Source organism: Synechococcus lacustris str. Tous (genome assembly GCF_003011125.1).
GTDB lineage: Bacteria > Cyanobacteriota > Cyanobacteriia > PCC-6307 > Cyanobiaceae > Synechococcus_D > Synechococcus_D lacustris.
Genome location: NZ_PXVC01000021.1, coordinates 17,459 through 29,007, shown reverse-complemented (window position 1 = coordinate 29,007; position 11,549 = coordinate 17,459). Strand labels below are relative to the sequence as shown.

Genomic DNA, 11,549 nt, shown 5'->3' with positions numbered 1-11,549 from the left:
GTGGCAACCGTGAGGTTTGCCACCAGTAGGGGCCCCTCCCCCTTGCCGCCGCCCCAGCCCCTACCAAGTAGCGGTGGAACAGCTGCTCCCTGCAGCAGTAGCCGCAGCCGCTCTTGGCTCCAGGTTGGTTCCGCCGCAAGGGTTGTTACCAGGGGGCCGTGGAGGGCACCAAGCCTGCCACTGGCTTGGTGGGCCCAAAGCAAACTKGTTACATCAGAAAAACCCAACAGCAAGCCCTCTGGTGGCTGCCAGCCAAGTTCCAGCAGCCGCGCTGCCCCCCAGCCACCGCGGGCGCAGGCCCATAAATCAGCTGTTGCATCAAAATCCGCCAGCCTTTGGCCATCGCTGCCGGCCAGATAACCCCAGCGACGGTTTGCGATCTGGGGCAGCTCCAATTGAATSCCCCAGCTGCCCAGCAGCTCTAGGCCCGCCTGCAAATTTTTTAGCTCCCCCAAAGCCGAACTAGGGGCCACGATGCGYGCCTTCATTGGGGGTAGCGGCCAAGGATTAAGGCAAATAGCAACAGGGMACCAAGCAGCACTTGGCGTTGAAAATGTTTGCCACTTTGCAGTTTGCCGTTTTGTTCATCCCGTTTCAGCAACCACCACTCCCTRATAAAACCGCAGGCCGCCAGCAGGGCAGGCAGCARAAACCCAGCTCCCATGCCGGCGCTAAGGGCCGCTGATACCAGCAGCAGCCAAGTGGCCCCATAGCAAATTCCCACCACCGGCACCACCTGCTGCCCAAGGCTGAGGGCACTGCTGCGTATCCCAAGCCTTTGATCGTCGGCCCTATCGGCCATCGCATAAACCGTATCGAAGCCAAAGGTCCAAAAAATTGTTGCGCCGTAGCAACCCCATAGGGGCCAGCCASCAGTGAGGCTGCCCCGGGCTGCAGCCCAGGGAATTAACACCGCAAAACCCCAGCAAAGGGCTAAAAGCAACTGAGGAAAGCCAAACCAGCGCTTAGCTGAGGGATAAATCAACACCAAAGGCAAGCTGATTAGGGCAAGGCCAAGGCAGAGGGAGCGCTGCGGCAGGGCGAGCACCACAGCAAGGGCTACCCCAAGGCATAAAAGGAGCAAAGCCAGGGCAAAACCAGGGCCCAGGGCACCCCTGGCTAGGGGTCTGGCACTGGTGCGACTCACCTGGGCATCGATCTTGCGATCCCAAAGGTCGTTAGCGATGCAACCTGCCCCGCTAACAGCCAGGCCCCCCAACAGCACTAATGCCACTAAAAAAACATCTGGTTTGGCTTGCTCAAGCCAGAGGCTCCAGGCGGCAGGCAGCAATAAAATCAAACGCCCGCTGGGTTTTTGCCAGCGCAATAGCTCTAGCCAGGCGGGCCAATCGAWCTGTTTTGGCTTAGAAGCGGAACTAGGGGTTGATGCCACCAAGAGCGGTGTTGCGATGCGAGAGTGTGCCACGGCTCTACGGGATCCTGCGGTGACAGCACAAACCACGTCGCCAAAGGAAGGCATGCGGCGGGTTGCAGCCATTGATTTAGGCACTAATTCCACCCATTTAGTAATAGCGGCAGTGGATCCATTGCTGTGCAGTTTTTCCGTGCTTTTAGCGGAAAAATCAACCACCAGGTTGGGGGAACGGGATGCCGATAGCGGTGAATTAACGCCCCAGGCGATGGAACGCACCCGYTTGGCGCTGCGCCATTGCCGTGAGCTGGCCCATAGCMATGGGGTTGAGGAAATTGTTGGGGTGGCCACCAGCGCCATGCGCGAGGCGCCCAATGGCCTTGCCTTTYTGGCGGAATTGAGGGAAACCCTTGGTTTAAACCTTGAGGTGATCAGCGGCACGGAAGAGGCGCGCTTGATYTATCTGGGGGTGCTATCTGGCATGGATTTTGCCGATCGCCCCCATTTGATTTTGGATATTGGCGGTGGATCCACCGAATTGGTTTTGGCCGATGCCCAGGAGGCCAGGGCCCTTACCAGTGCTCGGGTGGGGGCAGTGCGGTTGCAACGGGATTTTGTTAAGAGCGAACCCTTGGAAAGGGAAAGGGTGAATTTTTTRCGGGCATTTATYCAAGGTTCCCTAGAGCCATCGGTGGACAAGGTGCTGCGCCGGCTGGCACCAGGCGAAACCCCAACGATGGTTGCCACAAGTGGCACCGCCATGGCTGTGGCAGCTCTGCTGGAAGCGGAATCAAGCCGCAGTTCAGCCCGCTTACATGGCAAAAAGGTAAGCAAAGCTGAGTTGGATGCCTTGGTGGAGCGGATACTGCCGCTYACGCCCCTGCAGCGGGCTGCGTTGCCGGGAATTAATGAGCGCCGCGCTGAAATTTTGGTGCCTGGTTTGCTGGTGCTGCAAACCGCCATGGCCCTACTCGGGATGGATCAATTCGTGGTTAGCGATCGAGCCCTAAGGGAGGGTTTGATCGTTGATTGGATGTTGCGCCATGGCTTGATTGTTGATCGATTTGCATATCAAAGTGAAATCCGCCAGCGCACTGTTTGGCATCAAGCGCGCAAATTCGGTGTGGATGGCGGCAGGGCTGAACGGGTGGCAAGCCATGCCTTGGAACTATTTGATCAAACCAAAGCAGGRTTCCATAATTTTGGCCCAGAGCAGCGTGAACTGCTCTGGGCGGCAGCAATGTTGCACAGTTGCGGCTTACACATAAATACCAGTGGTTATCATAAACATTCCTGGTATTTGATTAATAATGGCGAGCTGCTTGGYTATTCACAAAGTGAGCAACTTGTGATTGCTTCATTGGCCCGTTATCACCGCCGCAGCCTACCTAAAAAACGCCATGAAAGCTGGCTATTGCTMGATCGCGAGCAGCGCCAWGTGGTTGAAAGCCTCTCCCTGYTATTGCGCCTTGCCGTGGCGATGGATCGCAGGCCGGAAGCTGTTATTGATAGCTTMCAATTAGTTATTAACGATCGCGTTATAAATCTGCAACTTCTACCTTTAAATCCYACAGACGACCTTAGCCTTGAGCTTTGGAGTTTGGAAAGTTGTGCCGCWGCATTTCGCGATGGTTGCGGCTACARCYTGTGTTGTAGYTTAACAACAAYTAGGGTTTCGGAGCAGTTGCRGGCGGCATAAATTTCAGCCATTCAACTTTMTCGATGGGYCCTARGGTTTTACTGGGGCCATCSCCYAATTGGATTTGCACTAGATCTGGTCGGCCGGCCCGCAGCTCCARGCCTTTGCCAAGTGGGAATAAGCGATTTCCTTTGAAATTTCCCTGGAAAAGTATTTTTTTATCATCCAATTGCCGCACTGATAGCCAGGCATTCTGCTTGGCGGTTATGCGCAAAKTAGTGATGTTGGATTTCTTGTTTTGCGGTTTYGGAGCTGCTGRTGTTGGCGTAGAGATTGATTGATTKAGCGGTTTAGTTAATKGTTGTTGCTGATTTGATAGTTGCTTAAAAGCGATGCTGCCAAKGCCTGCAACTAGGGCAATRGCCAGTAGCCAAAACAAGCYTTGGGGTTTTGATGAGCTAGCAGGTTTAGTGGTGGATGCCGTTAGCCAATCTTTGGTGCCCTCTTCCCTAYTTGGCATATTTTCACGGCGCTTGCTGGAAGCACCCATCACCGCTATGGCAGCCAAGCTGGGCGACTGGGCAGCAGCTTGCTCCAGAAGTGGACGTAATTCGCYAACTAGTTGATCGGCATCAAGGTTGAGGGCCCCAGCCAATCGGCGCACCTGGGCTACGGCAAAGGCGTTCTCTGGCCATTGCTGAAGGTTGGCGTTCTCCAGGGCTTCGATTTGCTCAGTTCGCATGCACAGTTGCTTCGCCAGGGCCTCCAGCTCCACCCCTTGGCCCAAGCGCTCCCTGCGGAGGCGTTCGCCAAAGGCAACCAACCCTCCGATATCTACTGATGGCTGTTCRGGGGCGCTCAAAAGTAATTTWCCTTTTAAAACACTGAGTAATTTTGGCGCAAAATCGCAGTTTGTCACTAAATTGTTAATTAGARCTACARATTAAAGTAWTTWTATTRTKAATATGWATGRAAGYTATCTATTAATAATATGGGCGATACTGGATTCGAACCAGTGACCCCTTCCGTGTGAAGGAAGTGCGCTACCACTGTGCTAATCGCCCATTAACCAAAAGTTTACCCCCCGGTGGCGCCCAGCTGCAGTAAAGAATGGGGGTTGGGTTTGTTGCTGGCCAGTGCGCGAGGTTGATGTKTTGATCGTGGGGGGAGGTGTTTCAGGCACYGCCCTGCTCTTTTGCCTTGCCCGCTACACCAACCTTGGTTCGCTGCTGCTCTTGGAAAAGGAAGGGCAGCTGGCGACCATTAATTCCCGGGCCACCAACAACAGCCAAACAATCCATTGCGGCGACATCGAAACCAACTACAACCTTGAAAAAGCCCTAAAGGTGAAACGCCGTGCCTCGATGTTGGTGCGCTAYGGCGAGCTCTTGCCTGAGGCTGAACGCAAGCGGGTGTTGTTTTCTTTCCCAAAGATGGTGCTTGGGGTTGGCCCTAAGGAATGCGAGTTCCTGCAGGAACGATTCCAGCAATTTCAGCCCCATTTCCCTGGAATGGAATTGCTTGATGCGGAAGCCATCGCCCGCTGGGAGCCAGCTGTTGCCYTTGGCTCCGATGGCTTACCCCGGCCTGAACAAATAACTGCTATCGGCATTGCCGATAGCGCTTCTGCGGTTGATTACCAGGCTTTAGCTGAATCATTTGTTGCCCAAGCAAAGGCGGCTCTTAACTCAGGGCMTGAACAACARCAGCARAGGCAATTAGAGGTGCTGTTAAACCAAAAGGTGCGCAGCATCGAAAAGCAAGCAAATGGATATTTGGTAACTACTGCAACAGAAACAATCAGCGCCAGATATGTGGTGGTGAGCGCTGGCGCCCACAGCCTTTTATTGGCCCAGGCCATGGGCCATGGCTTGGAGTATTCCTGCTTGCCGGTGGCRGGTAGTTTTTACTTCACACCAAAGCTTTTAAACGGCAAGGTTTACACAGTTCAAAACGACAAATTGCCATTTGCCGCAATTCATGGCGATCCAGATGTGCTTGTGCCAGATAAAACTCGCTTTGGCCCCACCGCTCTTTTGCTGCCGCTTTTGGAGCGTTATAAACCTGCTAGTTTTTGGGAATTCCTAAAGGTTTTGCGCCTTGATAGTGCCGTTTTAAGTGTTTTATGGCAGTTGTTTAGGATTCACGATATTCGTAATTATATTCTGCGTAATTTGTTRTTTGAGGTSCCCTGGTTAAGGCGKTGGTTGTTTTTGCAGGATCTSCGCAAAATAGTGCCTGGGGCAAGCCTAAAAGATTTAYATTTTGCTGAAGGTTAYGGTGGTGTTAGGCCACAACTTATTGATAAAAAAAATAAAAAATTGATGTTAGGGGAAGCGCGAATTAGCTGCGATGGGCCGATTGTTTTTAACGTAACGCCATCGCCTGGGGGCACCGATTGCCTTGGTAATGCAGAGCAAGATCTRTTGGCAATTGTGGAGCGGCTGGGCTGCAGCTTTAAGGCTGAACAGCTGCAGGCGGAATTGCATGGCCCTGGGGCCTAAATAGGTGGTTGTGTTCGGCGCTGTAGAGCTTTGAGCGTGCAGCCCCAGAGKCGCCAAGGGCAGGGCTAACCAAATAMAGGGTGGTGCGCTCCAAGCCCTTGCTTTGGCTGAAATTAGCYAAGCCTTTGAGCGKCACYAGTTGCAACTTTTGATCTGGCCAGCTMACCCGATAACCCACGGCTACCAAGGTATCCGCCGGGTAATGCTTTAAGAGCACCTGCTCCACCTCTTCCACATGGCGAGCGCTGAGATAAAGGCACAGGCTGGCCCCTAGAGCTGCCAATTTCTCCAGGGATTCCCTTTCTGGCGTGCCGGTGCGACCGCTGGCGCGGCTAAGCACGATCGTTTGCACYAGGCCTGGGATTGTTAGYTCAGCCCCTAGGGCTGCTGCCGTGGCTTGATAAGCACTTATCCCAGGGATCACCTCCACCTCGATTTGAGCATCGGCTAATCGGGCGATTTGCTCCTGGAGGGCGCCATATAAACAGGGATCGCCGTCGTGGAGCCGCACCACCCGCAATCCCTTGTTTACCCCTGCCACCATCGCGGCCAGCAGTTCCTCCAGGGTGAGGTTGCCACTGCGCAGTTTTTCGCAATCGGCCGGTGCTAGCGCGGCAATCTGGGGGGACACCAGGGAATCGGTCCACACCAACAGTTGGGCTTGTTCAATGGCTCTTAGGGCCCGAATCGTGAGCAGGTCGGGGGCGCCGGGGCCAGCTCCAACAATTTGAACCTTGGCTTGATTAATCAATTGGCCTGCCGGGGTCGGGGAGGGGGCGCTTTAGGGCAAGCAACCAAGCTAAACCTGCTGCACCAGCTAGGGCCAACAGCAGGCTCACCAATTGCGCCATCCGGAGGCAATTTGCTTGCTCAAGGCTGCCCCAAAGGCAGAGGGGATCAAGCCTCAAGCCYTCAATCCAATATCTGCCCAAGCTATAAACCAGTGCGTAGATGCAGCTGATTCCACCCAGGGGCAAGAGCCAATCACCATTGCTGCGGCGACGCCTTATCAGCAGGATTAACAAYACAAATAAACCTAGATCCCAGATTGATTCGTATAAAAAAGTAGGGTGAAACCAGTTTTCGCTTAGGTAAGCGGCGGGGCGATTAGCCACTGGAATCCATAATTTCCATGGCAGGGAAGTGGGTAGCCCAAAGGCTTCCGAATTAAAGAAATTGCCCCACCTGCCAATCGCTTGGCCGAGCGCTACCGATGGCAGCAGCACATCCATTAAGGCCCAAAAAGATAACTTCATCCAMCGGGCATAGGCAACTACGGCAAGGGATCCCCCCAGTAATGCCCCATGGATGGCGATGCCACCTTTCCATATTTGGAATGCTTCAAGCCAATTAATTTGATATTGGCGCCATTCAAATATCACGTAATAAAGCCTTGCTCCAATAATTGCACCCARAACTATTAGGGGCAAAAGATCAGAGATAACTCCAGCTTCAAGGCCCCGCATTTTTGCAAGGCGGCTGGAAACCCAYAGGCCCAGTAGAACTGCTAGGGCAATCAATAGGCCATACCAACGGATGGCCAAGGGGCCAAGCTCCACCAGCAGCGGCCCCGGCGACTGCAATACAGCTAAGGGCATTGAATCAAACGCCCTCGGCGGCTTGAACCTTCTCGATCTGACGCTTTTTCAGCACCAACATGATCTGGGCGATGGCAACAGCTGCAAGGAAMGCAAGCAAGCCATAAATGCGCACTGGATTTTGCAGCACCACCTCAGCATCGATCTGGCCAAAACCGCCCACATTKGGATCAGAGGTGAGGGGAACGCCAGCGGTAACGCTGTCGCCAACTTTGATTAGCAGTTCAGGGCCAGCCGGTATTACCTCATCCACACTGCTGCCATCTGCCGCGCTGATGCTCACGGTGGAGCCCCCCTTGTCGTTGCTGCTGATSGCGCTTACCTGGCCGCTCACTGAAGCATTGAAGGCACCGTTATTGCTCTTTTCGCCGGTGGGATAAACCTGGCCGCGGCCGCGGTTGCCACCGATATGCARTTGATATTTACCGAAATGGATCGAAGAATCAGTGGCGGGATCAGGGGAAAGGATCGGGAACACAATTTCCCTGTGCTCATCRCCGGGTAGGGGCCCCACCARCAAAATGTTGGGCTGGCTATCGCTGTATTGGGTGTAGTAGACGCCTTTTGTTTCTTCTTTTAGTTCCTCAGTGAGGCGATCTTGAGGGGCGATTACAAAGCCATCGGGCAACATCACCACCGCGCCCACATTGAGGCCGCTGCGGCTGCCGTCGGCAGCAACCTGCTGCACAGCTGTGTCGTAGGGAATCTTCACCACCGCTTTGAAAACGGTGTTTGGCATMACCGCTTGGGGCACTTCAACCTGGGTGAGCTTTTTAGCTAGGTGGCAGTTGGCGCAAACGATCTTGCCGGTGGCCTCCCGGGGGTTGTCGTAGTTCTGCTGAGCCCAGAAGGGRTAGGCCCAACTGGCCTGGGGGGCCACCAAAAGGCTGATGACCATCAGCAAGGAGCTGAGCAGCAGGGATAGGGAACGACGCATCAGAAGAGGTTTAAAGAGGTGTAATTAAATGACGGCTTTTAGGCCCACCAGGGCTTCTCGCCGTTGCGGAAGTCGGTTTCAGTCCACTGGCTGAGGAACACATTGTCGTTTTCCACCGACACATGGGCCAAGGCAAGCGAGAGGGGAGCAGGACCCCTAACCACCATGCCGGTGCTGTCGTATTGGGAGCCGTGGCARGGGCACATGAACTTATTGGCGCCACTATTCCAAGGCACCACACAGCCCAAGTGGGTGCAGATGGCATTKATGCCGTAGTTGCCGATCGCTTCTGGCCCTTCCACGGTCAAATAGGTGGGATCGCCCTTGAGGCCCTGCACCAAATTGCGGTCACCATCCTTATGGCTGGCAAGCCAGCCGCTTGCYGTAACTACATTTCCMAGTTCGTCTTTAGCGGTGGTGCCGCCGCCGCCGCCGGCAGCTTTAGGGGGTATGAAGTAGTTGGCCACTGGGTAGAGCGCCCCCAGGGCAACACCCGTTACGGATCCGAAGGTGAGCAGATTCATGAACTGCCGACGGCCCATGCCGGGCACGTCCTTGGCCGAAATCTGGGTCATAGGGGAACGCACCGCCGTAGATCAACCCATTATGAACCTTGCACTCCGCCATGCTGTTGCCCTGTTGCATCACCAGGCAGTGCCCCTCAGCGCCGAGGAGTTGATCGCAATCCTGCAAAGCCGTTGGGGCGTTTCCTACCACTTGCAGTTCCATCGCCGCGCAGGACGCTTGTATTTCCAAGTGATGTGGGGCTATCTGGAGCAGCAATCCTTCCCATTGGATGCCGCTGAATATCAACTGCACCTAGGGCAGTTGGCGGAGCAGTTAAACGGCCTAGGGGTGGCCGATCAGGTGAGGCAATGGCTGCTCAACAACCGCGATAAACCACGCCTTGGCAAGGCCCTTAGCTTCCCTTTGCCGGATCAGGGGCGGCTGAGTGAATTCCTTCTGTGAGCGCCACAAGGCCCACCCCCACAAGGAATAGGGCGCTGATSGCGCCACTTAGGAGCAACATCGTTACCGGATCCGTGGAGGGGGTGAGCACAGCTCCCCCAACTGCTGAAAGCAAAATCACAAGCCGCCAACTGGCCAGCATTGGCCGCCAGCGCACSAGGCCRAGCAAACCGAGCAGCAGTTGCAAAACGGGCAGCTGAAAAGCCAGGCCGGTRGCCACCATCAGTAGCAAAACGAAATCCAAATAGCGCTCAATCGACCAAATCGGCTCCACCACATCAGCGCCGTAGCTCACTAAAAAACGCAAGGCGGCAGGTACCAGCGCCCACCACGCAAAAGCAAGACCCACAAGAAAAAGCACGGCTGATGCGGCCACGGCGGGGGCCACCAGCTGCCGTTCGCGTTTAYTCAGGCCGGGCATCACAAAGGCCAATCCCTCGTAGAGCACATAGGGAAGGGCAAAGGTGAGGCCCGCATAACCGGCCACCTTGAGCGATACAAATAAAAATTCACCTGGGGCTAGCTGCAGAAAGCGAATGCCTTGGGCTGGTTCCTCCAGCAATTTCACCAGAGGTCGCACCCAGAGSAGGCAGAGGGCTGCTGCGGCCACCACTGCCCCAAGGCTGCGCAATAGGCGCCAGCGCAATTCCTCTAGGTGGTCGGTGAAGCTCATCTCCACCTCAGCTGGGAACTCCGTTTTATTCATTGGCGCAGGCTAGGTAGTAGCGCTAGGGCACGATCCGGTTCCGCCCAGATGATTTCGCCACCCCCATGGCGCACCAAACCCGCCTCCATGCCGGGAATGCGTTGCAGCTGTTCCACAGGCACCATCACCACTGGCACCCGGGCATTGCCACGGCTGCGGCTGAAATGGGCGGCAAGGTTGGCCGCCGCCTGRAGATCAGCTTCGCTGGCAAGTTGCTCAGAGCCCTTCAGCACCACGTGGCTGCCGGGTTGCTCCTGGGCATGGAACCAAAGGTCGCCGCGACGGGCTTGGCGAAAGCTGATCCAATCGTTTTGGCGATGGTTGCGACCCACCARTAAGCGCAGGCCCCCAGGACTGATTAAGGCCATTGGTTGCGGCTCCCCTTCCTGGTGCCTTTGCAGCCGTTTGGTTTGGGAGCCCGTTGCTTGAAAAGGGCTGAGGTCTGTTTGGAGTGCCTCYAGCAGTTCCAGGTCGTTTGGATTAGCTAGTTCCAGTTGCAGCAGGCTGTTTTCCAATAGTTCAAGGCGGCGGCGGTGGTAGCTGAGCCGTGGCTCGATCGCTGCTACGGAACGGCGCAACTTGCGGGCTTTTTTATAAAACTTTTGGGCTTGAAACACCAGGCTCAGCTGCGGGTTGAGCTCCACGGCAAGGCTTGCGCCACCTGCGGGATCAGCCAAAAGCAGTTGCTGATGGCCCGTGCTGGCCACATCAGGCCTACAAAGGAGCAGATCCGCCTGTTTCTGCAGCAGGCTTTCGCCGGCGCAGCGGCTTAGTAATTCCTCTTGTTGCTGCAATTCCCGCTGTTCGCGGCCCAATAATTGCCCTAGTTGATGGCTGAGTTTTTGCTTGGTTAGTTGCCATTGACGGCGTTTCTCGCCTGCGGCATAGAAAGCGGCTAGGGCGTAGTTCAGCCGGGGCTCAGCTTGCTTATTTGCTTGATGATCCGATTCTTTATCTGTTTGTTTGAATGTTTGTTGRTTGCTGCCCCAACAGCGATAACCCTCACCCCATGGGGTAAAGCCCAGCTGGCCTTGATCCAGATCCCTAAGCCAATGGCACCAGGCTTGATGGAGCTCAAGCCATTGGGAWTCGCCCAGCTCGTTTACCAAATCGCTATTGCTGAGGCCCGCTGCCTGCAGCAGTTGGTCCCGCAGGGCGGGCCCTAGGCCGCGGTAGCTCTGCAACATCGCCTTAGCCAATGTTTCTGGCCGCAGGGATAGCCGTTGGCGCCACTGCTCAAATGATTCGTTCAGGCTGGGAATTGCCCCCTGCAGGGGCGGTGGTGGGCTGTAGCTATCGCCGGTGCCGATGGGTCTTAGGCGTGATTGGTGCGCCTGCACTTGGCGGCCGATGGCGATCACTTGATCCTGTTCATCAAGCAGAAACAAGTTGCTGTGGCGCCCCATCARCTCGATTACCACCTGCCGTTTGAGGCTGCCCCCAGGCCGCTCAGCAAAACCAAGCTGCACAACCCGCTCCCAAGGGGGCTGCTGCAGGCTCACCAGGGCTAAACCGCTAAGGCCATGCTGCAGTTGTTGGGCCATGGTGCTGCCTTCGCCAAGCCTGGCTGGGGCGGGCAGGCAATGGAAGCGGGCAGCATCTGCTTGCCAGCGCAATTCAAGCCACAGCCTTTGGCTAAGGGTGCGAAAGCCAAGCTGCACGGCGCCAGGGCAAGGTTGTTGGGCCTTTTCAAAGCGGGCTGGCAGCAGCAGTGGCTGCAGTTCAGTTACCACTGCTTTTAGGCAGGTGGTGTCTTGGGGTTGCATGGCCTTAGTTTCGCCAAGCGTCAATACCCGGAAGGATTAGTAGCGAATGAACTTGCAG

General features: G+C 55.5%; 12 protein-coding genes and 1 tRNA gene. 3 read left to right on the top strand and 10 right to left on the bottom strand.

What is annotated here, in order from left to right; genetic code table 11:
- Together C7K08_RS06525 and C7K08_RS06520 are read right to left on the bottom strand one after the other, a co-directional pair.
- Positions 1-488 (bottom strand): LD-carboxypeptidase (locus C7K08_RS06525; RefSeq protein ID WP_193464818.1); only part of this gene is annotated, 488 nt, incomplete at its 3' end.
- Positions 485-1,393 (bottom strand): 4-hydroxybenzoate polyprenyltransferase, encoded by a 909-nt coding sequence (locus C7K08_RS06520; RefSeq protein WP_241537107.1) that lies wholly within the window; start codon positions 1,391-1,393, stop codon positions 485-487. The genes C7K08_RS06525 and C7K08_RS06520, both read right to left, overlap by 4 nt.
- A gap of 16 nt (positions 1,394-1,409) precedes the next feature.
- Between C7K08_RS06520 and C7K08_RS06515 the strand changes: the two genes are divergently transcribed.
- Positions 1,410-3,071, top strand: coding sequence for a Ppx/GppA phosphatase family protein (locus tag C7K08_RS06515; protein ID WP_106499830.1), 1,662 nt, complete (start codon positions 1,410-1,412; stop codon positions 3,069-3,071).
- Here the strand turns inward: C7K08_RS06515 and C7K08_RS16825 are convergent.
- Complete coding sequence (locus tag C7K08_RS16825; protein WP_423218688.1) at positions 3,040-3,786, bottom strand: helix-turn-helix domain-containing protein; 747 nt, start codon at positions 3,784-3,786, stop codon at positions 3,040-3,042. The two genes, C7K08_RS06515 and C7K08_RS16825, sit on opposite strands and share 32 nt — an antisense overlap.
- 217 nt (positions 3,787-4,003) lie before the next feature.
- Positions 4,004-4,075, bottom strand: a tRNA-Val gene (locus tag C7K08_RS06505).
- Between the two features lie 72 nt (positions 4,076-4,147).
- On the opposite strand from C7K08_RS06505, the gene C7K08_RS06500 reads away from it, so the two are divergent.
- Entirely contained in the window at positions 4,148-5,515 is a 1,368-nt protein-coding gene (locus C7K08_RS06500) for an FAD-dependent oxidoreductase (protein WP_106499828.1), read from the top strand.
- On the opposite strand, the gene cobM is transcribed toward C7K08_RS06500, so the two are convergent.
- The 4 genes from cobM to petC are packed head-to-tail and all read right to left on the bottom strand — an operon-like array spanning position 5,469 to position 8,625.
- The gene (gene cobM / locus C7K08_RS06495) at positions 5,469-6,266 is read right to left on the bottom strand and encodes a precorrin-4 C(11)-methyltransferase (RefSeq protein ID WP_423218687.1); all 798 of its coding nucleotides are present in this window, start codon (positions 6,264-6,266) and stop codon (positions 5,469-5,471) included. The two genes, C7K08_RS06500 and cobM, sit on opposite strands and share 47 nt — an antisense overlap.
- Positions 6,259-7,113: a prolipoprotein diacylglyceryl transferase gene (gene lgt / locus C7K08_RS06490; RefSeq protein WP_106499827.1), complete on the bottom strand. Its 855-nt coding sequence runs from the start codon at positions 7,111-7,113 to the stop codon at positions 6,259-6,261. The genes cobM and lgt overlap by 8 nt, the downstream gene beginning before the upstream one ends.
- A 4-nt stretch (positions 7,114-7,117) precedes the next feature.
- Complete coding sequence (gene petA / locus C7K08_RS06485; protein WP_106499826.1) at positions 7,118-8,050, bottom strand: cytochrome f; 933 nt, start codon at positions 8,048-8,050, stop codon at positions 7,118-7,120.
- 38 nt (positions 8,051-8,088) lie between these two features.
- Positions 8,089-8,625: a cytochrome b6-f complex iron-sulfur subunit gene (gene petC, locus C7K08_RS06480; RefSeq protein ID WP_106499825.1), complete on the bottom strand. Its 537-nt coding sequence runs from the start codon at positions 8,623-8,625 to the stop codon at positions 8,089-8,091.
- 31 nt (positions 8,626-8,656) lie between these two features.
- On the opposite strand from petC, the gene C7K08_RS06475 reads away from it, so the two are divergent.
- Positions 8,657-9,019, top strand: a complete 363-nt coding sequence (locus C7K08_RS06475; protein WP_106499824.1) for a DUF3067 family protein — start codon at positions 8,657-8,659, stop codon at positions 9,017-9,019.
- On the opposite strand, the gene tatC is transcribed toward C7K08_RS06475, so the two are convergent.
- Positions 8,970-9,725, bottom strand: coding sequence for a twin-arginine translocase subunit TatC (gene tatC / locus C7K08_RS06470; protein WP_106499823.1), 756 nt, complete (start codon positions 9,723-9,725; stop codon positions 8,970-8,972). The genes C7K08_RS06475 and tatC overlap by 50 nt on opposite strands.
- On the bottom strand, positions 9,722-11,491 hold the full coding sequence (locus C7K08_RS06465; RefSeq protein WP_106499833.1) for an Rqc2 family fibronectin-binding protein: 1,770 nt from the start codon (positions 11,489-11,491) through the stop codon (positions 9,722-9,724). Before C7K08_RS06465 ends, tatC begins: the two co-directional genes overlap by 4 nt.
- Positions 11,492-11,549: the final 58 nt, after the last annotated feature.